Annotated in this window: 19 protein-coding genes; 12 read left to right on the plus strand and 7 right to left on the minus strand. The window is 38.9% G+C overall.

Annotation, left to right across the window (positions count from 1 at the left end; genetic code table 11):
* Nucleotides 1-30: 30 nt before the first annotated feature.
* The 3 genes from rpoN (at nt 31) to SULBA_RS05050 (ending at nt 1,902) form a co-directional block, all read left to right on the plus strand.
* Complete coding sequence (rpoN, locus tag SULBA_RS05040; protein WP_014769193.1) at nt 31-1,257, plus strand: RNA polymerase factor sigma-54; 1,227 nt, start codon at nt 31-33, stop codon at nt 1,255-1,257.
* Nucleotides 1,254-1,577 carry a nitrogen fixation protein NifQ gene (locus SULBA_RS05045; protein ID WP_014769194.1) on the plus strand — a complete coding sequence of 108 codons (324 nt, stop codon included), beginning with the start codon at nt 1,254-1,256 and terminating at the stop codon, nt 1,575-1,577. Before rpoN ends, SULBA_RS05045 begins: the two co-directional genes overlap by 4 nt.
* Nucleotides 1,578-1,671: 94 nt before the next feature.
* The gene (locus SULBA_RS05050; RefSeq protein WP_245391443.1) at nt 1,672-1,902 is read left to right on the plus strand and encodes a phage tail protein; all 231 of its coding nucleotides are present in this window, start codon (nt 1,672-1,674) and stop codon (nt 1,900-1,902) included.
* Between the two features lie 45 nt (nt 1,903-1,947).
* On the opposite strand, the gene SULBA_RS05055 is transcribed toward SULBA_RS05050, so the two are convergent.
* Together SULBA_RS05055 and SULBA_RS05060 are read right to left on the minus strand one after the other, a co-directional pair.
* On the minus strand, nt 1,948-4,203 hold the full coding sequence (locus SULBA_RS05055; protein WP_014769196.1) for a bifunctional diguanylate cyclase/phosphodiesterase: 2,256 nt from the start codon (nt 4,201-4,203) through the stop codon (nt 1,948-1,950).
* A 97-nt stretch (nt 4,204-4,300) separates the two neighbouring features.
* The gene (locus SULBA_RS05060) at nt 4,301-5,365 is read right to left on the minus strand and encodes an AI-2E family transporter (protein ID WP_014769197.1); all 1,065 of its coding nucleotides are present in this window, start codon (nt 5,363-5,365) and stop codon (nt 4,301-4,303) included.
* Nucleotides 5,366-5,474: 109 nt separating this feature from the next.
* On the opposite strand from SULBA_RS05060, the gene SULBA_RS05065 reads away from it, so the two are divergent.
* Nucleotides 5,475-6,029, plus strand: coding sequence for a hypothetical protein (locus SULBA_RS05065; RefSeq protein WP_014769198.1), 555 nt, complete (start codon nt 5,475-5,477; stop codon nt 6,027-6,029).
* Between the two features lie 6 nt (nt 6,030-6,035).
* On the opposite strand, the gene SULBA_RS05070 is transcribed toward SULBA_RS05065, so the two are convergent.
* Entirely contained in the window at nt 6,036-7,193 is a 1,158-nt protein-coding gene (locus SULBA_RS05070; RefSeq protein WP_014769199.1) for an OmpA family protein, read from the minus strand.
* Entirely contained in the window at nt 7,193-8,353 is a 1,161-nt protein-coding gene (locus SULBA_RS05075; RefSeq protein ID WP_014769200.1) for a MotA/TolQ/ExbB proton channel family protein, read from the minus strand. The genes SULBA_RS05070 and SULBA_RS05075 overlap by 1 nt, the downstream gene beginning before the upstream one ends.
* Nucleotides 8,354-8,549: 196 nt before the next feature.
* Here SULBA_RS05075 and SULBA_RS05080 point away from each other — a divergent pair, with 196 nt between their 5' ends.
* The 3 genes from SULBA_RS05080 to SULBA_RS05090 all read left to right on the plus strand — a co-directional run bounded on the left by SULBA_RS05080 (nt 8,550) and on the right by SULBA_RS05090 (nt 11,430).
* Nucleotides 8,550-9,941, plus strand: coding sequence for an MAC/perforin domain-containing protein (locus SULBA_RS05080; protein WP_014769201.1), 1,392 nt, complete (start codon nt 8,550-8,552; stop codon nt 9,939-9,941).
* A gap of 100 nt (nt 9,942-10,041) precedes the next feature.
* Complete coding sequence (locus SULBA_RS05085; protein ID WP_014769202.1) at nt 10,042-10,920, plus strand: CHAD domain-containing protein; 879 nt, start codon at nt 10,042-10,044, stop codon at nt 10,918-10,920.
* Nucleotides 10,921-11,430 (plus strand): M48 metallopeptidase family protein, encoded by a 510-nt coding sequence (locus tag SULBA_RS05090; RefSeq protein ID WP_014769203.1) that lies wholly within the window; start codon nt 10,921-10,923, stop codon nt 11,428-11,430.
* Here SULBA_RS05090 and SULBA_RS05095 read toward each other — a convergent pair.
* Complete coding sequence (locus tag SULBA_RS05095; protein WP_014769204.1) at nt 11,427-12,299, minus strand: DMT family transporter; 873 nt, start codon at nt 12,297-12,299, stop codon at nt 11,427-11,429. The genes SULBA_RS05090 and SULBA_RS05095 overlap by 4 nt on opposite strands.
* Nucleotides 12,300-12,452: 153 nt before the next feature.
* Here SULBA_RS05095 and SULBA_RS05100 point away from each other — a divergent pair, with 153 nt between their 5' ends.
* Complete coding sequence (locus SULBA_RS05100; protein ID WP_014769205.1) at nt 12,453-13,388, plus strand: DMT family transporter; 936 nt, start codon at nt 12,453-12,455, stop codon at nt 13,386-13,388.
* Nucleotide 13,389: 1 nt separating this feature from the next.
* Nucleotides 13,390-13,884 carry a hypothetical protein gene (locus SULBA_RS05105; protein ID WP_014769206.1) on the plus strand — a complete coding sequence of 165 codons (495 nt, stop codon included), beginning with the start codon at nt 13,390-13,392 and terminating at the stop codon, nt 13,882-13,884.
* A 1-nt stretch (nt 13,885) separates the two neighbouring features.
* On the opposite strand, the gene SULBA_RS05110 is transcribed toward SULBA_RS05105, so the two are convergent.
* Both SULBA_RS05110 and SULBA_RS05115 read right to left on the minus strand, forming a co-directional pair.
* Complete coding sequence (locus SULBA_RS05110) at nt 13,886-15,031, minus strand: GGDEF domain-containing protein (protein WP_014769207.1); 1,146 nt, start codon at nt 15,029-15,031, stop codon at nt 13,886-13,888.
* Between the two features lie 91 nt (nt 15,032-15,122).
* On the minus strand, nt 15,123-15,983 hold the full coding sequence (locus SULBA_RS05115) for a D-amino-acid transaminase (RefSeq protein ID WP_014769208.1): 861 nt from the start codon (nt 15,981-15,983) through the stop codon (nt 15,123-15,125).
* Nucleotides 15,984-16,241: 258 nt separating this feature from the next.
* On the opposite strand from SULBA_RS05115, the gene SULBA_RS05120 reads away from it, so the two are divergent.
* The 3 genes from SULBA_RS05120 to SULBA_RS05130 are packed head-to-tail and all read left to right on the plus strand — an operon-like array spanning nt 16,242 to nt 22,016.
* Nucleotides 16,242-18,485, plus strand: coding sequence for a tellurite resistance TerB family protein (locus SULBA_RS05120; protein ID WP_014769209.1), 2,244 nt, complete (start codon nt 16,242-16,244; stop codon nt 18,483-18,485).
* A 4-nt stretch (nt 18,486-18,489) separates the two neighbouring features.
* Nucleotides 18,490-19,815, plus strand: a complete 1,326-nt coding sequence (locus SULBA_RS05125) for an ATP-binding protein (RefSeq protein ID WP_014769210.1) — start codon at nt 18,490-18,492, stop codon at nt 19,813-19,815.
* Complete coding sequence (locus SULBA_RS05130; protein ID WP_014769211.1) at nt 19,812-22,016, plus strand: DEAD/DEAH box helicase; 2,205 nt, start codon at nt 19,812-19,814, stop codon at nt 22,014-22,016. Before SULBA_RS05125 ends, SULBA_RS05130 begins: the two co-directional genes overlap by 4 nt.
* Nucleotides 22,017-22,199: the final 183 nt, after the last annotated feature.

Below are 22,199 nucleotides of genomic sequence, written 5' to 3' on the forward strand. Positions count from 1 at the left end.
ATATGGTTCATAAGTGGGCATAATTTTTGCATGAGAAGTATCAACCTAGAATTCAAACAGAAGCAGAGTTTAAATCTCTCTTTGAAGCTTTGGCTCCCATTGTTACAACTACCTCTTCAAGAGTTGAGTACGCATTTAGAAACACTATCGTACGAAAACCCTTTTTTGGAAGTGAAACGCCCTTTTGAGCAAAATCTAGCATCGAGCCATGGCATCATTGAAGAGCTTGTTTTAGGCAGTGAATCTTTACATGAAAAAATTATTGAGCAGATTTCCCCACCCCTTTTTCCCACGCCCATTTCGCAAAAAGTAGCGCATGAAATTTTATGTGACATCAATGAAGAGGGCTATTTTGACGGTGATATAGATGCTATTGCACAGATGTGTGGGGTTTATACGGAATATGTAGAGCGCATTAGGCTACGTTTTTCAAAGTTAGAACCATACGGTGTCGGAGCACGTGATGCTCATGAGTCTTTTGTGTTTCAACTCGACGCACTCAGCGATGATATGGACGATGAGCTTTATCATTTGGTGTTAAACATGATAGAGCAGATGGCAAGGGTTGATAAATTTTCAAGGCATGGGCGTTTTGAAGAGGCAAAAGCGGTGATTAAGAAGTTTTCAAATCCTCCTGCACTTGAGTATCAAGCAACGCCTAAACAGATTATTCCTGATTTTTATGTGGAAGTAGACGATGATATTCGGTTGCGTATTAACAACGATTATTATCCTGATGTACTCATCTTAGACCCCTTTTCAAGTAAAAATGAGAGCATCAAAGAGAAGCTCAAAGAGGCACGTGATATTGTCAATCTTTTGGAACTGCGTAAGACAACCTTGTATAAGGTTGTGCTTTTAGTGGTCGAGAGGCAACTCTCTTTTTTTGTTGGCGGTGAGTTAAGACCTCTTAATATGGCGCATATCGCAGAAGAGCTCTCTTTTGCAGAATCGACCATTTCACGGGCGATTTCAAACAAATACATTGAATCCAAGCAGGGCATTTTCCCCCTAAAATCGTTTTTTACCAATGCCGTTGCGACCAAAGAGCTCTCTTCGTCTGAGATTAAAAATTTTATCAATCAACAAATCGAATACGAAGACAAAAGTGAACCGCTCACAGATGATGAGCTCTTAGAGCGTATTGAGAAGCGCTTTAACATCAAAATGGTCAGGCGTACCATCACGAAGTATCGAAAATTGATGAACGTCGCATCTTCTAAAGAGCGTAAAAAAATTTATAAGGTACAAGCATGAACACTCCCGTACAAACCATGGAGCGTGAAGTGACGCTTTTTTTGCAAAAATATGCCAAAAACAGTTACTCAAAATATGTCATTGCCCCACATGTTGCAGCGATGTCACTGAAGGAGCATCATTTGTATGAAGATTTGGGTTTTAAAAACCGTGTGCAAATGGGACGCTACATGAAGTGCCATTTCCCAAAACTCGCAGAGCAAAAACCCTTAGATAAATTGTGGAAGAAATTTATCTACGATTCTATTGGAAAAGTAGCTCCTGCATGTTTTACATGTAAAGACAGTTCTAACTGCTTTGCCTGTGCGTTGGCGGGGTAAAATATTTACATGTAAACAAATACAAACCTATGTATTTTACTTTGTGTTATAATGTATCACAATCATGTAAAGGAGGTAGGGTATGGATTTTGTTTTGGGACAAATTCAGTTGTTTGCATTTAATTTTGAGATGCGAGGCTGGCTGTTGTGTGATGGGCGTATGTTGCCAATTGAGCAGAACCAAGCGTTGTATGCAATTATTGGAACGACGTACGGTGGCGATGGTAGAACGACTTTTGCCATTCCTAATCTAAAAGATAAAGCACCGTTTCCCGAGTTGCAATACTACATTTCCGTAGAAGGTATATTTCCAGCACGTGCGTAAGCATTTTGCCCCATGTTTACGTGGGGCAACCTTTTACATGTAAGATTATTTTTGTGCCTGCACAAAGCTTTTAAGTGCTTCGTACGGTAATGGTTTTGCGTACAAATAGCCTTGAAATCTATCGCATCCTAAGCTTTTAAGTTTTTCTTCTTGCTCTTTGGTTTCGACTCCCTCAGCTAAAATCGCCAAATCCAAATTTTTACCAATGGTAATAATATTTTGTACCATTTTCTCAGCGGTAATATCTTCTAGCAAGGTGTCGACAAAGCTTTTATCGATTTTGAGCTCATCCACAGGGAGTTTTCGTAAAATGCTCAGCGAAGAATACCCCGTACCAAAGTCATCCATCGAGATGTAAAGCCCCATGGCACGTATTTTTTGCAAGAGTGGCAAAAGATAGTCAATGTCTTCAATAAACAAACTCTCCGTAATTTCAAGGCATAAAACAAGGTTGCTTAAGCGTACGTTTTCAATCTCATGTGTGAGTTTTTCTAAGAATGTGGCTTCCATAAATTGCTTGATAGAGATGTTGAGTGAGACTTGAAAAGAGGTGCCCATCTCTTCTTGAAAGGTTTTCATCTCCTCTAAAGTACGCCTCATAATAAAATCACCCAGTTTTGGCATCAGTCCTGAAGCCTCAGCCACAGGAATAAATTTATCGGGTGGAACCAGACCTAGCTCTTCACTTTGCCATCGTACCAACGCTTCAACACCATACATCACTCCATAATGATCCATCTGTGGCTGATAGACCATATAAAGTTCCTGCTTGTTTAAAGCTTGGCGTAAGGTTTGCTCCAAACTCACACGATTTAAATAGCCTTCTTGCATCGAAGAGGCGAAAAAGCGCACACTGTTTTTGTATTTTTTTGCCTCATACATCGCAATATCAGAAGCACGTAAAAGCATATCTAAGGTCTTACCGTGTTCTGGATATTTGGCAATGCCAATGCTCGCTCCAATGACAAAATTGAACTGTTTAATGTGATAAGGTTTTGAAATTTCTTGCATAATTTTTTCGGCTTGTGCTAAGAGTTCATCGTCTTTGACAAGGTAGCTCAATAAAATAAACTCATCGCCTCCTTGACGAATCACCACACTGTTTTCAGACTTTACATGTAAAATGCGTTTTGAAAATTCAATCAGAACCAAATCGCCAAAGTGGTGCCCAAAACTGTCATTGACATTTTTAAAATGGTCCAAATCCATATATAAAAGGCTAAACGGTGGCGAGTCTTGGTAAATCCAGTCGTTCATGCATTGTTGAAAATAGGCTCGATTGGGTAGTTTTGTCAGGGCATCGTGGGTGGCTTGAAAAATGAGATCATTGCTTCGTTTGTTTTCCGCATGGGCAATCACTCTAAAAAGCAAAAAGAGAATGCCATGCATGAGCAGAAAAATCAGAACATAGCTCATAAACGTGTAAAAAAATTCATGAAGAATTTGGGTTTCATCAATTTGTGAGAGAATCCATAACTCATACCTAGGGTCGTATTTGAGGGCAATTTGAATGCATGCATTGGCTTCATGTTGAATTTTTGCGGTATAAATGTTTCCATTTGTTTTTAGCGTTTCAAGAGAAATACCATATTTTTCAGTAATGCCATCAAAAATAGCTTTTAAAAAGCTCTCAGCTAGAGGCGCTTCATAGACTTCTTTGGGGGTTTTGTGATTGGAGGATTGAAATTGAACAAAGGCGTCACGTTCACGAATCAGCGTGACTTTATTGTAATCGCCTAAAGAGAGATTTTCGGTATAAATTTTAAAGGCTCCCTCAATGCCAAGTCCTGCGGTCATAACACCTAAAATCTGCCCACTCTCATCATAAATGCTTTTACGAATGGGAATACCCCATCGCCCACTTCCTGCAATAAAATAGGTATTACCTAAAATCATTTTCTCGCTTGCAAGTGTGTATTCAAAGGAGTCTTTGGTAAGGGGATTTTGGCGTAAATTGGGAAGTTTGGTTTTATCAAATTTGCTATTGACATAAAGATAGGTTCCATTTACATCCACAAAACCAAAGGCAACCACAGAGGGGTTTAAACGTAATAAATCATCTAAGATGCGAGGCTCTTTGTCTTTAAGAACTTGCTTGCCTAAAACATCAAGCATCATCTCTTGTGATAAGAATAAAGAGTGTGTTGCATTGCCTACGAGTTTAACCAGATTGCTTTGATTTGTAGCATATTTTTCGTCAATACTATGCCAGGTGTTGTAAGAAGCAATCCCCAAAAAAAGCGTCCCACTAAAAAGAATAATATAAAAAATTGTCCATATGTTTTTTTGAATAAGAGCCACAACCTCTCCTTGTATTACACTGCTAATAATCTTAACATAAAAAAGGAATAAAGAATAGATTTTTCGCCATTAACAAGCTTAAAACTATCGTGTAAATTTATGATCTTATGTAATGGATTTTACGAAGGGTTTTAAGCACACTAATGGCAAGAGCAACCAAAGCTGGTCCTATAATAAATCCCCAAAAACCAAAGGCTCCAAGTCCTGCGACAATGGAGAAGAAAATAATAAACTCGTTCGTGCGCACTTCGCCTCCATTCATGGAGCGATTGACATAGTTTAAGATAAGCAGTTTGACGATGTTATCAATAAAAAATGCCATCATCGCCCACGAATAAATGGCGATGACCACAGCGTTCATCACCTCGCCTTGCCAATACTCACTAATGGCAACAGGTACCCACACAAGCGCCGTTCCCACAATAGGAATAATCGAGCTAATCCCTGCTAAAAAGCCAAGTAAAAGCGCATTGTAGCCATCAAAAAAGGCAATAAAAAGCCCAAAAGCTAAGCCTTGCGCAACAATAACACCCAAAAGCGTGTAAAATACCACGCAGAGTGTGATGGTCATCTCAGAGATAAATTGGCGCTTGATGGTGCGAGCAAGGGGAATAATAGGCATTAAAAAGAGAAACAAAGAACGCCCGTAGAGGTTAAAAAAGAAGAAAAAGACAATAATCATCACCATTTCACTAAGCATCTTCAAAAAGGTCTTCAGTCCACTGCCAAGCCACTTAGAAAGCAAGGCTATAATTTCATCTTTGTGCATATTGGTAAGCATAATGAGTGTCTCAAAAGGCTCTTTTGCCCACTCTAAATAAGCAGGTAAAAGGTTAACATCCAGATGAATTTGGCTATCAAAGGAGCGAATGGTCTCCATGATGGTGGTTGGGTGTTTAAAGAGTTGAAAGAAAAAGAGGCTCATGGGTAAAAAAATCATCAATGCTAAAAAAAGGGTAATCAAAGAAGCCGCAAAAAGGTCTCTTTGAGAGGCTGAAAAAGTATATTTAGTCATGGAGTGAGCAATGAGTTGTTGCAATGGTGCCATGGTAAGTGCAAGTAAAAGTGCGACGCCTAAGCTTTTTAAAAAAGGGGAAAAAAGCCAAATTAGTACACACAAAGTGGCAATGCTTAGCCAAATCAAAAAGGTATGGTTCCTCATAAATCTCTCACCTTAAAATTGAATTTTTTATTGTAGCATACAAAAGAAAACAAGAAGCGTGGAAATGAGGTATGATTCGTTTTGAAGTTTACATGTAAGGAGTGAAGCGATGAAAATCATCTTGTTTTTGGTAATGTTTGTGTTTGCTACATCGCCCATCAATGCTTATGCAGGGGTTGATTTTGAATGGCGACTTTCTTTAAATAATCGTTACCATGCTGATCCTTATGGGTATCGCTACGCCTTGTCTGATCGCTTTCGAATCAAAGAATCCAATGTCGTTTTTGTCCTAGACAGTGTGGGTGAGCCCAGTGACGCTTATCTTATTTTTAGATTCTCAGAACTGTGTGGAAAATCGTATGAGCACGTCTTGAGGGTTTACCGTAAAAATCCCCATGCCCCATGGAGGGAAATCGCTTTACTCTTAGGGATTGATGTAAAATCTAATGCTTACATTAGCTTAGGGCATCAGCACGATTTACGGGATGAGTATCGAAATGATAGAAGGCGCTATGAGCGTTACGAAGATAGAGGGGTTATCATTAAACGAGAGGAGATTTACATTCCTCAAACCTACCAAGAACAGCAAAGGCGTTACCCTGAGCATCGGCACGATCGGTATTTAAACGAAGATGATCGCTACGAAGAGCGAAGAGGGCGTTAAACCCTCTTACTCTTTACGCTCTAAAAAGGTCTCTATTTCGTTAATCGCTTTTTTATTGGAGAGGCTAAATTTTATCTCAATACGGCGTGATGCGTCTTTGTCTTCTATGCCATTTTTAAAAATTCTATCGCTGTAGGAACGTCCAATCGCACTAATGTAGCGTTGTAAAAGGGCATTTTTATTCTCATCCCACGAGTAGATAAACGCCATGACCGCATAGGCTCTTTTTTGCGACAAATCCAGATTGTGCATGTAACTTCCATCCGAATCCGTGTGTCCTTCAATCATAATGTGGTCAATATTATCCCTAATATCCGCATCGTTTAAAAGCACCTCTAAATAAGGTTGCAAGGTCTCTTTGAGCTGTTTTTTCGCCTCAGGTTTGAGCTCATACGAGCCTACATCAAATAAGATGCCTGAGGGCAGACGAATCGCCCCACTGTTGGGATCAATGTTGATTTTTTGCCCTAGCTTTGATTTTAACTCTTCTACCACTTTAATGCGAATGCCTGTGAGGTTTTTAATGCGCACTTTGGTGATATTCAAATCCTCCACCAAACGCTGATGTGCCAAACTCGTATCTAAGAGTTTTTGGGAGAGCAGGGCAAGTTCACCTTGTTTGAGTTTAAGGGTATTGCTGGTGTTGCTTAGCTCAGTTTGGGCAAGTAGGAGTGCGCCTTTATTTTCATCACGCTCGTTTTCTACCTCCAAAAGGAGGCGTTTAAGATTCTCTACCTCTTTGGCACTGAGTTCTAATTTTACCTCTTTATCTTCCAGTGCCTTACCTTTTTCGGCTAAGAGTGCACGTGCGGCTAAAAGGGCTTCTTCTGTGGTGCTCACATCGCTTTTAAGCTTTGAAAGTTCGGCTTGAAGCCTTGCTTGCAAGGTAGTCAGTTCAAGATTTTGCTCTTGAGAGGCAATGAGTTTATGTGTCACACTCTCCACATCACGTTTTTTTTGCAAGAGCTCCTCTTCGCTTAGCATAAGCGCTTGTTTTTGTGCATCAAGGTCTGTTTGAATGGCAACCAAATCGCTTTGCGCATAAACGTATTTGATAATAATGGCGCCAATCAGCAAAATAAAGACAAACAACAATCCTGCCATTAAGTCTGCATACGAAACCCAAAAGGTTTGGTCACTGCTTTTTGAACGAAGGTTTCTCATTATCGTAAAGTATCCATTTTATGGATGATTTCTTCCGTTTCGGCATCAATCATTTTTAGGCTCTCTTTGAGTAATTCCACTTCTAAATTTGGCTCATTTTCACCTTGTATTAAGGCACTCTCTTTTAAGCTTCGTAGCAGGTCTTGCTGGCTTGCGAGTATTGCTTTATTGGACTCTTGCATCTTTACATGTAAGGCTTGCGAGTTGGCATTAAAGGCGTTGAGTTTACTGAGCATATCTTCGTGAATTTGAACCAAATTGCGCTGTTTTTCGCTAGAGCGTGCCAATGTTTCCATGCCTGTTTTAAAATGTTCTGCACTCTTTTTGACCGCTTCACCTTCTAATTTTAGCATTTCATCAAAAAGGCTAAATTTACCCTCAATGGTGCGATTTAAGCGTTCAAAAAAGTCACTTGAGCTTAAACGCTCAAACATTCTGCCAATTTTTTCAAAATGCTGTAAATTCTCTTTCAAATACGCCTGTTCAATCTCCTCTTTTGTCCAAAAAAGCGGTGCACTGGCATCTTGAATGAGCATCACATGTTTATCAAAACGGCTTAAACCTCTTTTTTCAAAAAAGAGCCACCACAAGGAGAGCAAAATACCGTAAATGGAGACATAAAACGCTGTTCCTACGCCACTGAGCAAAATGGATATTTCATGCTCTAACGCACTGGCGGTTTGCGAAGAAAAATCAGGCAGTGTCAGTGCAATAGAGATAAATGTCCCTAAAATACCCATGGTCGGGAAAACCCCAGCGGCAATGGAGGCATAGTTGTCATTGCGAATGCCCTTGACATACTCATCCATAAAATTGTTAAAACTGGCATTGGATTTTTCAACCTCACCAATGCGCATTAGATTTTTACGAATGTAGGTGTGAAGCTCTGTGTTAAAGGTGTTTAAATTATTGTGAAACACGCACACGCCAAATTCGGCATTGTGTTTAGCAAAAAGAAGTGAGACCGCAAAAATAAGTCCAATCAAAACAATACTGTGCGTTCCTACTTCAAAGTGAAGTAACCCCACATAGCCTAAGAGAAAATAGAGGTAGGCTAGAAGAGGCAGGGCAATAAGCTTGGCATAAATAAAAGCGCAGTTGCTATTTTTGTGCTCTAGTGTGTTTAAATCTTTGAGTATTTCATTCATTTTTTCATGCATGTAAAAGCCTTTGTTAAATTCTAATCATGTGTATTATAACCTAGCTTTTTATACAGTTATTAAACAAATCATCTAAATTAAGCTATTTTTAGGTTTTATTAATAATAAAAGACTACAATTTTTCATATTAGAACTCAGCATATTTTCAACATTAGAGAAAGAAAAAGTCATAAAAACTTGAACTAAGGAGAAAGAAATGAGTCTACCTATGAATACTGTTGCCAATAGAGATATGGTTTTGCCGCAAGCTTCAACACTTTCTGATACGGGTTTTTTAGGTTATGGGTACGATGTGACAGGATTGTATTGTCATCCTAGTAGTGTACGTGCACATGTCATTGACATGCATCGTTTTTTAGAAAATGAAGTTGATGCAGATCGCTATGAACGAAAAGTCGGGAGTAGTTCTGATACTAAAGCAGTTGCTGCTGAAAATGCAATGAAATATTGCACAAAACTAACCGCAAACTTAGGAGTAGATGTAAAGTATAAAAAATTATTTTCTGGTTCCTTGTCTCTTAAATTTGACTATAAAAACAGTTGCTCCTCTAAGTACTCTTTCGCTAGTTACTTTAGTATTATGCGTAAAGCAAGTGTTGCTTTGATTGCTGATGCAAGTGATCTTCAACCTTATCTAAGTGTACAATTTTTAAAAGATATTAAATCAAAACCGTGTTCAACACTCATTCGACTTTATGGCACGCATCTTATGACACATATTGTGCTTGGGGGTCGTTTAGAAGTTTTGTGCCGCTCTATCATTGAAGATACGGAAAAAGAAAAAAGTGTTGAGGCAGGTATTAAAGCATCCTATAACAAAATCGTAACGGCTGATCTTAAGGTAGCCTATGATGAAAATTTGGTCAAAAACAACAAAGAACTTCAAGTGAATATTGAAACTATTGGTGGTGATCCTTTTAAATGTATGAATGTTTCATTTGATTATGCAAAAGCAAATATTGATCTTAAAAGTGATTTTTCCGCATGGAGGGATAGTCTTAATGAGACAAATATGACGCTTGTCGATATGGAAAAAGGCTCACTCATTCCTATTGTAGATTTAATTCCTGACGATCCAGAATATAGAAGTAAAAAAGAAGAACTTACAAAAGCGGTTGATAAATATTTAAGTGATAATGAATTTAGTATGGTTGATCATCCCAAACCTTTTTATCGTTATTTTTGTTATGCGATAGATGATCATTTTTACACAATGAATTGGAATGAGTTGAAATACGGTAATGGTGAATACAACTTTGAACATGTTGAATGTCGAATTTATGATCTTAAAGTTGAGGGAAGTATCCCATTATATCGCTATTATAACCATAAGAAGAGAGACCATTTTTATACAACAAACTGGGGTGAATTAAAAAATGGAGACATGGGTTATACGTTTGAAGGCATTTGTGGGTATGTATTTGCATCCAATAAAACAGATAAAAATCTTGTTCCTTTATATCGTTGCTTATTTGAAACAAACAATCAAACAAATCATTTTTATACACTGGATAAATCAGAATTTGCCAATAGAAATACGCATATTGATGAGGGTATAGCGTGCTATGTTTATAAACCTATAGAGTAAGTTTTATAGCGTATCTTCATTTGTTACAGCGTTGTTATCAAATGAAGATACGATAAAGTATGCTTCTATTAGAATTTTTGAAACCCACAAGGTCAAATGTATGTCAAAAAAGATTTGTTTAGAATCACCTAGTATCAAAGATTTGCTTCAAGAAACATTCCTAAAAGCAATCCATAATATCGCACGGTATCTGGATGATGTGCTACAAACAAAAGAGGCTGAAAGCTTGCATCAGTTCCGTGTTAATATACGTCTTGCACGTTCTTTGTGTAAAGAATTTAGTATGTTTATGGAAAAAAATCATAAAAAAGCTCTGAGTGATAGGCTAGAAGGTTTACAGCAAGAGACCAACGATATGCGTGATCTTGATGTCTTTATCGAATGTATACAAACCTATAAAACAAAGGTAGATAAAGCATGTGAAAGTGAGTTTAAGCGTATTGAAAAAGCACTCTTACGTGAAAAAAAAGCTGCGTATGTGCAGTTTTGTAAACAATACAGTGTTCATCAAGAAAATGTTACAGCCATAGAGGCACTGCTTAAGGATGAACAGCTGTATCTTTCCCAAGCAGAAGGCAAATGGTTTGTGCCTGCTCAAAAGATTCTCGAAAAACGTTTCAAAAAAATCGCTAAACTCTCACAAAAAATCGCTCTAGACTCGGCTAATGAACAGTTTCATACACTAAGGCTTCATTATAAAAAGCTTCGTTATACATGCGATGCGCTACAATTAACAGCATTTGCAAAAAGTTTTAAGCCGATACAAACAGCGTTTGGACATGTCCAAGATAAAAATATGCAAATAGCATACATTCAACAACACCATGCCAATAAGAGTGTTTTTTTAGAACAAATTATTGCATTGCTGGAAGAAGAGTTATTGGAAGACAAGCGTCAATGCATCAAAAAATCCAATAAAAGAAGCATTGAAAAATTGCACAAAAAACTGCATGCTATCATTACATGTAAAAAGAGATAAATGCCAAAATTAACCTACATTTCCCATTACCCTGAACACTTAAAAGCGCAGATTCGCCAGCTCATTGAAGAAGAGAAGTTGGGAAAATACTTGCTTGCAAAATACCCCACCACGCATACCATCACCAGCGATAAAGCACTGTATGCGTATGTGATGGAACTTCGCACAGCCTTTTTACGCAAAAGTGAACCCATAACCAAAGTACTCTACGATGGAAAAATCAGCGATATTAACGATGCATTAGGTCTGCATCGCATCACCATCAAAAACCACGGAGGCAGGCTTCGTAGCAAAAGTGAGATTCGAGTGGCTAGCGTGTTTAAAAGCACACCTGAGCTTTTTTTAAAAATGATTTGCGTGCACGAATTGGCGCATTTAAAAGAAAAAGAGCATAACAAAGCCTTTTACGCCTTATGCGAGAAAATGGAGCCAAGTTACCATCAGTTAGAGTTTGATGTGAGGCTTTATCTCACGCATTTGGATTTGTTTGGGAAGGTGTACTCAACCTAAATAAGCAATAAAAACGTAGCAACGGCTGAAATACCAATGCCTAAAAAAACTTCCCATGAGAGGGTGGTTCCTTCCATGAAGTAGAGCAAAAGAGCGATGCTTGCAGGGCTTAGGTAGACATACGCCATGACCTTTTTGGGACCAATACCAACTGTACCTTTTTGATATAAGTATGAGGTGAAAAACGTTGCAATGATAGAAAGATAGAGCAGGTAACTAAGCGAAGGCAGGTTTAATGTGTTCCATTGCAGTGGAATCTTAAAAAGAAGTGTGGCTCCAAACATCCAAAGCACTCCCCCGATCAGAGTCATAAAAACAAGCACAAGCATGTTATCCTCTTTTTTGTGCAAGACTTTCATGCAGATTGCGTAGAGTGACATGCATAAAATTGCGCCTAAAAAGATGAGTTCGCCCTTTTCCAGTGAGAAGCGAAGCAAAAGTGTCATATCCCCTTTAAAAACAACCATCAGTGTTCCTACAATACCACAAACATAAACAAACAGTTGTTTTTGGCTGATGCGTTCTTTAAAAAAGAAAATGCACAAAATGGCAGTCACTAAAGGTACAAGGGTATAGAGTGTTCCAGTACTTAGCGCACTTGTGTACTCTAACGCTTTAAAAAAAAGGATGAAATACAAAGTATAAAAAAAGCTGATGAGAAGCGCTCGAGCAAACGTGTGTCTCATGTGTGCTCTTTTTTGCACATCAAGCAGAATAAAAGGGGCGAGAAAAGTTACAGCAACAAGAAAACGAAGCAAGGTTAATGAAATGGGATGAATGACCCCTGCGAGTTTTTTCGAGACGATGAAAGAGCCTGCGATTAAAAATGTGGCAAGAAGTACCATAAGATGGGCTTTAACTTTATTCACGATAAGGTTCCTCCACACACAAATGAAAACGGTATCATAGCAAATTTAAACGCTGTTGTTTGCTTTACATGTAATGCTTCATCGCCTATTTTTAAAGCATCATTTTGCCGTGTAAATCGTTATAATAGCGCCACATATTTCTTAAGGAATAGTATGGTTGCTTTGATTGCTATGGGATTACTCTCCGCTCTTTTTTTTAGCTCCACCTTTGTGCTCAATCGCCTTATGAGTTTAGAAGGGGGGCATTGGGTTTGGTCGGCATCGCTTCGGTATGTTTTTATGATACTCTTTTTAATGCTTGTCATTCGTTTCTTTCAAGGCAAAAAACCACTTGAAGAACTTTTTCAGCTTTTTGCAAAGCATTGGCTCTTTTGGATGGTGGCTGGGAGCATTGGATTTGGTTGTTTTTATGCTCTTTTGTGTTTTAGTGCCGACTATGCTCCTGCGTGGGTGATTGCGGCTACGTGGCAGTTGACCATTATCGCTTCATTGTTTGTGCTAATGCTGTTTGGCAGAGTGTTTCCTAAGCGTATTTGGGTTTTTTCAACCATCATTGTTATCGGTGTGGGATTGATTAATACTTCGCATATTACAGAGTTTCATTTTTTAGTGTTTGCTAAAGGAGCGTTTCCTGTGCTTATTGCAGCATTTTGTTATCCTTTTGGAAATCAGCTTGTATGGGAGTCAAAACACGGGCACAAACACTTTCCCAAAATTGACTCACCCTTGTTGGACAATGCGTTTAACAAAGTTTTTTTACTCTCTTTGGGCTCACTCCCGTTTTGGTTGCTGCTTGTTGCCTTCACGCATCCTCCCGCACCAACACTCGGACAAGTCGTAAACACCGCTTTTGTGGCATTACTTTCAGGACTTGTGGCAACCACACTTTTTTTACTGGCACGGCATTGTGCGCATACCTCTAGTGAGTTAGCCGCTGTAGATGCAACGCAATCAAGTGAAGTTGTTTTTGCTCTTTTAGCAGAGATGTTGTTTTTAGGAGCGCTTTTCCCTAATATGCAAGCATGGATAGGGATGGCATTGGTTTTTATGGGACTAGGGTTATTTATTTATTTTCAAGAGAGGCGATAAGATGCGTATTTTAAAATGGTTTTGTGTGGTGTTCTTGGTGTTACATGTCAATGCAAAAAGTAGCTTTGAACTCACCCCTGAAATGTATGCTTCCTTTATGGCTCAGAGTTTAAAAGGCTCTTTGCCTCAAAGTTTTACCTATGAAAACATTGAGTTAATCGTCCATAAAGTCACCTATGAAAGCAACAAAGTCCATTTTGAAGCCTCTACCCCTCACTACGCACAGCTTTTAGCAGCGCTTAAAAAACAGCGCACGTTGCCTGAAAAAATTCAAATGCAATGTACAGATTTTTCAAAACTCTCTATGGTCGATAAAGGGGTGGAGTATGTCTTACATGTAAACGCAAACGCACAAAAACCCATAGAAGTACTCTACGATAAAGAGGTTTGTGCCAAAGCATTTGATGTGCAAAAGAGGATTTTTATTGGTGGGGTGAACCGCTATGGTGAGCGTATGAATGAAAAGCGCAAAAACGAGGCATTAACAAAACGCTAAGTTAACGCACACAGTTTCGTCCTGCTTTTTTTGCCTCATAGAGTTTTTGATCGGCTTTCATATAGAGACTATCAAGGGTGTTGGTTACCTCACTCAGCATCGCAAGACCAATGCTTACGGTGAGCCTTAACTCTTTAGAATCACTATAATTCACAACAATTTGGCTAATCTCTTCTCGCACTTTTTCCATTTTGACACGGGCTTGTTCTTCGTTTACATGTAAAAGCAAAAAGGCGAACTCTTCACCACCAATACGTGCTACGATGTCATTTTCACGCAGACTTTTTTGAAGGTAATTGGCTAAGGTTTTTACCACAATATCCCCCACAGGATGCCCTAATGTGTCATTGATACGTTTAAAATAATCCACATCAAGGACTGCAAAACACAGTGTGTAGTGGTAGCGAATGGCTCTGGTAATTTCTTTTTGCGCCAATTTTAAAAAGTGACGACGGTTAAATAGGGAAGTCATTGGGTCGGTTTGGGCAAGGCGTTGCAACTCTTTTTCAAGGATGGTACGTCTTTGAATCTCTTTTTTAAGATTGGCTTGTTCCAACAAAAGGGCCGCTTGTGTTCTGAGTGTCTCTGCTTGATAGCGGGCACGGTAGTATTCAATCCAACTCACAATAGACGTAACAACAATATACGTAATAAAAAAACGCACACTAAACGCAAGGGTATACGTATCGTTGATGTGTTCCATAGTGAGAAACAAAAGCGCACTCATCGCTAAAAGGCTTATACTTAAAATAAACCCCATACGGTTTCCCAACAAAAAAATAATCCCAACAGGATAAGTAAAAAGCCACAAAATAAGTGAATAATCTTCATCGGATTGATAGACAAGGTAGAGAAACAAGGTGCTAAAAAAAATAACCGCCGTGTAATAAATCTGGTAGACTTTAGGGGTGTTTGGAATAATAAAAAGTGAACCAATCAAATAGATACAAAAAAGAATTAAACTAATGGATAAAATAAAATGTTGGATATAAAGGTTATAAAACGCCGTAGCAAGAGAGAGTGGAATCATGATAAATGTAATCCATACATAATGATTAAGTCGTGCAAGCGCTTCTTTATCTCTACACGGCGAGTGCGCAACAATATAATCAACAAGGGTTTGCATTTTAACAATCATCGCTATCATGATACTCTTTTATGTGAAATCGTTTGAAGGCTTTAATCATTTTACATGTAAAAAGAAAAAGGCGAACTATTAAATCGCCTTTTTTTAAAAATTATTTACTCTCAGACGCCTCTTTAAGTGCGGCTTCAATATACATCTCACGGAGTTTTTGTACCATAGGCCCTGGTTTTCCGCTACCAATTGGTTTGCCATCTATCTCAATAATCGGCAAAACAAAGGTGGTTGCACTTGCCATAAACGCTTCATCAGCCTTCAAAGCTTCCTCAATGCTAAACAGACGCTCTTCTACCTTAATGTTATGCGCTTTGGTGTATTCAAGTAAAAGTTTTCTGCGAATGCTTGGCAAAATGGCATTGGAGAGTGGACGGGTGATAATCACACCATCTTTAATAATAAACGCCGCAGATGACGTTCCCTCCGTCACCATACCATCTTCAACCATCCAACCCTCATACACACCTTTTTGGTGGACTTCTTCTTTGGCTAAAACTTGACCTAAAAGAGAGATAGACTTGATGTCACGGCGTTTCCATCGGATGTCTTCGCAACTAGCGACTTTAACACCTGTGGTTGCAAGTGGGTTGTCAATGATGTTCTTTTTGAAAGTATATGCCATAAACGTAGCAGGTGTATTTTCAGGAAAATAAAACTCACGAGGAGCAACACCACGGGTGACTTGCATGTAGATACCACCTTCAACGACGTCGTTTTTTGCGATGAGCGTATCTAAAATGGCATCAAGCTCAGCTCTGCAAAAAGGCGATGTGAGGCTGATTTTTTTCAAACTTGCTTCAAAACGCTCATAAAAAGGCGCCTTATCTATCACTTTACCCTTAAGAACAGGTACCACTTCATAAATACCATCACCAAAAATAAATCCTCTATCAAAAATAGAGATTTTGGCATCTTCTGCCTTACAAAAATCACCGTTTAAAAAAACAATATTCTCCATTGCGGACTCCCTAAAAAAATAATACGTAATTGTATCAAAAGGTTTCTTAGCCATCTGTGCAATAAGTAGGCAATGGTTCTTTCTTTACATGTAAAGCGTTGAAAAAAAAGTTTAGGGCATTTTCTATTTTGGTTTTAAAGATTAAAGAGATATTATTTTTAATGGGTGTTGGAGTTTGTGGCAAATTGGCTTAGAGTAGAGAAGTTAAAGTCAAGCCCTCGTTTTATGCTTTTCTAAAATAATAGGATTGAGGTGAATATGGAATTCTGGTTATTAGTAGTAGGCGCAGTAGTTTTTTACTACGTCATTAAGGCAATGGCAAAACCTTCAAAACAGCAGGTTCAGAAGAGTAATAGCTCAAGTTCCGAAAATAAAATTCGTGTAACTATGACAACGAGTAGCCATGATGATGACGAAGAACTGGCTACTTTCAATATTTCTTATGGTTACAATGAAGTAAAAAGCAAAAACAAAACACCGGGCAAATGGATAAAATCCGGCGAATCAATAGTCATAAAGGGACAAACAATTACTAGCGGTAATTTTTATTTTGGTGGAACGCTTAGTTCATTGGACGGGTATGGAACCGAAGCCTCGCTAGTTGATGATTCACTAAACATTGAAAACAAACCGTCAAGTTTTGAAGATGAAAGTTTAGGGTATTGGCCCAAGTTTATCTCACTCACACCTAACGGGCGTGGCGCTTACCTTAGCTGGCTATCTGGTAATAGAAACGACCCAGAGACACCTTTCGGTTATGTATTTATTTATTTCTATGGACTCGAAAGACGTATTACAATTGATTCAATTAAGCAGGCGGTGGATGACACAGAATTTAAATCTTTATTTGACGAAATACTAAGATTAAAAAGTATTTACGGAGGTAGTCGTTCTTTTTCAAATTATTCCACAAGGCTATTGGAAATCATGTGTATACTGCGCCCGCACGTAGTATCACATCCAGAACTCGAAAAAGCTCCTCAAAGGGATTCTTTGTTATTTAAGCATCGTCTGGCTACTACGGTTAATGCGGGAAAACCAGTTCCCGCTGAATTAGCATTAGCATGGATTCGATTTTATCCAGATTATAATCTAAAGAAACCGGCACAGCGCTGCGATTATGAGTTCAGTCAGATGTTTACACGCCTCTATAACAAAAAATATGGAGATGGTATAGTTGTCAAACCGAATAAAACACGATTGATTATAGAGTATTATCCAGCCAGTTCTTCCTTACGTAGTTTATCATTGCCTCAACAGGATCTTCCTGATCCTAGTAATTTGAAAGCTCCAGTAAATAAGCTCATTACCATCGCAGATGAATGTACAGCTGCATTAGATGCTTATAGCAGGTATCTAGCCAAACCTGATACTTCGCAGACAGATATTGAAGCCATATTGTTATTGCCAGACGAACTCAGTGATTTAGGTGCAACGCTTGGATTAGGGAAATTTATAAAATGGGCAGATGAGGCTATTTCAATAAAAAAGGGGCTGGTTGATTTTGAGGAATTTTGGACATACACAAAATTACCCCTGCCTGCTAATATCAATAAAAAAGAAAGTGAATTGATTCAGAATCTTTTGCAAAAGGTTGGTTATGGAGTAGCCCCTGATATACGTTATCATCATGCAAAAGTGAGCGCGGACGGGAAGCTTGTTTTATTTCATGGGGGTCACGGTAAATACTTTGAACCATCCAAAGCATTTAGTGAAATGGGTATGGTGCTACGTCTAGGGGCTATGGTTGCCACAATTGACTCACATGTTAATCAGGCAGAATTAAATTTATTGACTCAGCTCATTGATCACGATACCAATCTTTCACCTACTGAAAAACAGTCCCTACATGCATACCTAGTGTGGCGACTTAATACGTCTTCGAATATCACAGGCTTAAAAGCTAGATTGGACACATTAGGTAAAACAGAAAAAGCAGCAGTAAGCCGTATACTTGTCGGTGTGGCGATGGCTGATGGAAAAATTGACCAAGAGGAAATCAAACAGCTTGAAAAACTCTATACATTGCTAGGTCTTGATAAAGCCCTTGTTACTGGAGATATTCATGAAATATCATCAAATAAAGCTGGCTCTCGACCTTCAAGTCCTCGCTCAGAATCTATCACGCCTGCTTCCACTGTATTCAAATTAGATGAAAGTATTTTAGCAATACACGAATCGGAAACCAAAGATGTACAAAGCATGTTGGGCGCGATATTCGTGGAGGACGAACCCGTAGACGAATCCAAAGTAACAACAAATATTGATGAAGAATTCGGAATTGATAAGCAACATTCTGCACTATTTGAAAGCCTTATACGAAAAAATAGATGGGCACGTGAGGAAGTGGAAGCACTGTGTCGTGATTCTGGTCTGATGGTTAGCGGGGCATTGGAAACTATTAATGACTGGTCATTTGATAAAGTAGACGCAGCCGTACTTGAAGAGGATGGTGACACTATTTATGTTGATCAGGAAATTGTAAAAGAAATAGAAGGGTAAACTCATGGAAAAACGTATTCGATTAAAAGAACGTGACGCAATCATTCAATCATTAAAATCGGGGGTAACCCCTAGGATTGGAATTCAGCATATTCAGGTAGGTCGAAGTAATGAAGTTAAAGCGTTATATAAAGACATTGAAAGAATCTCGGAAGGGGGTGCCGCATTTAGGCTTATCATTGGTGATTATGGTTCAGGAAAAACATTTTTTCTGAGCGTAGTACGTTCCATTGCCCTTGAAAAGAGACTAGTTACGGTCAATGCGGACCTTTCACCAGATCGACGTGTTCACGCTTCTTCAGGTCAGGCACGAAATCTGTATTCCGAACTGATGAGGAATCTAGCAACCCGTAATAAGCCAGAAGGGAATGCATTAGCCAGCGTTGTAGAGCGGTTTGTAACTCAGGCACGTAAAGAAGCAGATGAAACAAGTACTGATGTTTCAACAGTAATACATCAAAAATTAGCATCATTATCTGAATTGGTTGGCGGGTATGATTTTGCAAAAGTCATTGATGCTTACTGGAACGGTCACGAGCAGGAGAATGAAGAGCTAAAATCAAATGCTATTCGTTGGTTGCGTGCTGAATACACTACGAAGACCGATGCCAGAAGGGATCTTGACGTCAGAACGATAATTTCGGACAACTCATTTTATGATGCATTAAAACTTATGAGCTTATTTGTTCGCCAGGCGGGCTATGAAGGCTTACTCGTTAATCTGGATGAAATGGTCAATCTTTATAAATTAAGCAGCACGCAAGCACGTACATCTAACTATGAGCAGATTCTACGGATATTAAATGACTGCCTTCAGGGTTCAGCTGAATATCTTGGATTTCTATTGGGTGGTACGCCGGAGTTTTTACTAGATCCCCGCAGAGGATTATATAGTTATGAAGCACTGCAATCTCGTTTGGCCGAAAACAGTTTTGCGCAGCGTGCGGGTGTTATTGATTATTCATCACCTACGTTACATCTAGCAAGTTTAACACCTGAGGAACTCTATATCCTCTTGAAGAACCTTCGTCATGTATTTGCCGAAGGGGATACTTCTAAATATCTAGTTCCAGACGATGCACTCAAATCATTTTTACATCATTGTAGTCAGACTATCGGGGATGCCTATTTCCGTACACCAAGAAATACCATCAAATCATTTTTAGATATGCTGGCAGTCTTGGAGCAAAACCCTTCGATGCAATGGTCACAGTTAGTTCAATCTATTACGATTGAGAATGATTGCCCAAGTGACACAGATGAAATTATTATAGACGAAGAGGCAGACGAAATTTTAAATTCTGATAAATTAGCTGATTTCAAATTATGATAGAGGAATATCAGCGTCTTGATAAGCGTGTCCAAAAATGGTTATTTAATCAGGGATGGCCTGATTTAAGAGAGATACAAAAACGGGCTATTGCACCGATTCTAGCAGGTGACCGAGATTTGTTGATTAGCGCATCAACGGCGGCAGGTAAAACAGAAGCATTTTTTTTACCTGCATGTAGTGCAATTGCAGAAGAGGAAAACGGCTTTGGTATTCTTTATATCAGCCCTTTAAAAGCACTGATAAATGATCAGTACCGTAGGCTCGAATCGTTAAGTGAAATGTTGGATATGGAGGTTACGCCATGGCACGGTGACAGCCTTCAATCCAAAAAGAAGAAAGCTAGAAAGAACCCTTCAGGCATTCTTCTTATTACCCCTGAGTCATTAGAGTCACTCTTAGTTAGAGAGCCGGGATGGGTGAAACAATCCTTCGCCTCACTTAAATATATCGTGATTGATGAATTTCATGCGTTTATCGGAACTGAACGAGGTAAGCAGTTACTTTCTTTACTTACTCGTTTAGAGCATATTACTGGTCGAATTTCTAATCCCATCCCAAGGGTTGCACTTAGTGCAACACTCGGAGAGCTTGAAAAAGTACCTCTTTCCCTCAGGCCGAATAAAAGTTTACCTTGTGAAACGATTACCAGCAGTCAGCACCAAAGCACTATTAAGGTTCAGGTTAAGGGATATTTAGAGCCGCTAGACATAATGGCCGATGATACACATATATCCGCCGAACAGCAGATTTGTCATGAAATATTTCGACTCTGTAGAGGCGATTCCCATCTGGTATTTGCAAATAGCCGTAGCCGAACAGAAAATATTGCCGCACAATTAGGTGACTTATGTGAACAGCAAGTTGTACCGAATGAATTTTTCCCTCATCATGGATCACTAGCTAAAGAACTGCGGGAAGATTTAGAAGCAAGATTGCAAAAGGAAACCCTACCAACTACCGCCATTTGTACAATGACGTTAGAGTTAGGCATCGACATCGGGAAAGTGAGTTCTGTAATTCAGGTCACCGCTCCACACTCTGTGTCAAGCTTGCGCCAACGGTTAGGCAGGTCAGGTAGAAGAAATTCTCCTTCAATTTTAAGAATGCTTATCTCTGAAAATGAACTTAGCGATAAATCCAATATCGTGGATGGTCTTAGATTAGAGCTGGTTCAATCACTAGCAATGGTACGTTTACTCATTGTAAATAACTGGTTTGAACCGGCAGATACGGAGCAAATGCACCTCTCTACTTTTTTGCATCAGATTCTTGCCGTAATTGCACAATGGGGAAGCGTCAGAGCAGATCAGCTTTACTCTTTATTATGCGAGCAAGGGCCTTTCAAGGAAATAACTATTCAGCACTTCAAACAACTATTATCCCATATGGGGACAGTTCAACTAATACAGCAACTCAATAGTGGTGAGTTGGTTTTGGGGATTGAAGGCGAGCGTATTACAAATTTCTATACCTTCTATGCAGTCTTTAAAACACCAGAAGAATTCCGCATTGTAGCCGGAAGTAAAACTCTTGGAACGCTACCAGTTGATTCGCTGATTCTTAAAGACCAACACATAATATTTGGCGGTCGTAGATGGAAGGTAACAGATATTGATGATAACAAAAAAGTTATTTATGTGACTTCCACAAAAGGTGGAAAACCTCCAAAATTCAGTGGTAACGGCATGTCGATTCATGACAGGGTTCGACAAGAAATGTTCAGAATCTATTGCACGGGTGAGTATCGGATTGAGGTAGGTAATCAGAGAATAGATTTTGTGAATAATCTTGGAAGACAGCTATTTCAAGAAGGAGCTTATTTATTTAAAGAAGCAGACCTTGAAAATCACCCAATCTATCAAAGCGGCAAGCACAGTTATATTTTCACATGGATGGGCGATAAAGTAGTTAACACCCTTACTGTTTTACTCATTAGAAGCGGATTTGTTTGCAGTAATTTTGGCGGTGTTATTGAAGTGCAGAATTCGAATGTCGATGACATAAAAAACTGCTTAATATATCTGGCAAATACTGAACTTCCGGACGAAACCGAACTGGCTAGAACACTTTCATTACAGCAAAAGCTAATTGAAAAGTATGACGAATATCTTCCTGAAGATTTATTAACTGAATGCTATGGGCGAAAAGCGTTTAATTCTATGGGCACAAAACAGTGGATACTAGACAACCTTGTTTGAACTCTTCCGATCTAAATGCTGCATAACAAGACACTCCACCTGATGGCTATTCCGTCGCACTTCATTACCGCCAGTGAGCTTCGTCGTTTGCTATATAACATGACAAAAAAAGGGGACAGGCTACTTTAATGAAATTAAGCAATAAATCTTTACATGAAAAATGAAAGATTTAAAAAGGAAGAA

Source organism: Sulfurospirillum barnesii SES-3 (assembly GCF_000265295.1).
GTDB lineage: Bacteria > Campylobacterota > Campylobacteria > Campylobacterales > Sulfurospirillaceae > Sulfurospirillum > Sulfurospirillum barnesii.

Bases quoted from the DNA above. Each gene is read 5' to 3' on its own strand.
- SULBA_RS05070 (WP_014769199.1), bottom strand. From the start codon at position 7,193: ATGAGAAACCTTCGTTCAAAAAGCAGTGACCAAACCTTTTGGGTTTCG.
- SULBA_RS05125 (WP_014769210.1), top strand. From the start codon at position 18,490: ATGGAAAAACGTATTCGATTAAAAGAACGTGACGCAATCATTCAATCA.
- SULBA_RS05090 (WP_014769203.1), top strand. From the start codon at position 10,921: ATGCCAAAATTAACCTACATTTCCCATTACCCTGAACACTTAAAAGCG.
- SULBA_RS05115 (WP_014769208.1), bottom strand. From the start codon at position 15,983: ATGGAGAATATTGTTTTTTTAAACGGTGATTTTTGTAAGGCAGAAGAT.
- SULBA_RS05130 (WP_014769211.1), top strand. From the start codon at position 19,812: ATGATAGAGGAATATCAGCGTCTTGATAAGCGTGTCCAAAAATGGTTA.
- SULBA_RS05075 (WP_014769200.1), bottom strand. From the start codon at position 8,353: ATGCATGAAAAAATGAATGAAATACTCAAAGATTTAAACACACTAGAG.
- rpoN (WP_014769193.1), top strand. From the start codon at position 31: ATGAGAAGTATCAACCTAGAATTCAAACAGAAGCAGAGTTTAAATCTC.
- SULBA_RS05080 (WP_014769201.1), top strand. From the start codon at position 8,550: ATGAGTCTACCTATGAATACTGTTGCCAATAGAGATATGGTTTTGCCG.
- SULBA_RS05120 (WP_014769209.1), top strand. From the start codon at position 16,242: ATGGAATTCTGGTTATTAGTAGTAGGCGCAGTAGTTTTTTACTACGTC.
- SULBA_RS05105 (WP_014769206.1), top strand. From the start codon at position 13,390: ATGCGTATTTTAAAATGGTTTTGTGTGGTGTTCTTGGTGTTACATGTC.
- SULBA_RS05060 (WP_014769197.1), bottom strand. From the start codon at position 5,365: ATGAGGAACCATACCTTTTTGATTTGGCTAAGCATTGCCACTTTGTGT.
- SULBA_RS05110 (WP_014769207.1), bottom strand. From the start codon at position 15,031: ATGATAGCGATGATTGTTAAAATGCAAACCCTTGTTGATTATATTGTT.
- SULBA_RS05085 (WP_014769202.1), top strand. From the start codon at position 10,042: ATGTCAAAAAAGATTTGTTTAGAATCACCTAGTATCAAAGATTTGCTT.
- SULBA_RS05100 (WP_014769205.1), top strand. From the start codon at position 12,453: ATGGTTGCTTTGATTGCTATGGGATTACTCTCCGCTCTTTTTTTTAGC.
- SULBA_RS05045 (WP_014769194.1), top strand. From the start codon at position 1,254: ATGAACACTCCCGTACAAACCATGGAGCGTGAAGTGACGCTTTTTTTG.
- SULBA_RS05065 (WP_014769198.1), top strand. From the start codon at position 5,475: ATGAAAATCATCTTGTTTTTGGTAATGTTTGTGTTTGCTACATCGCCC.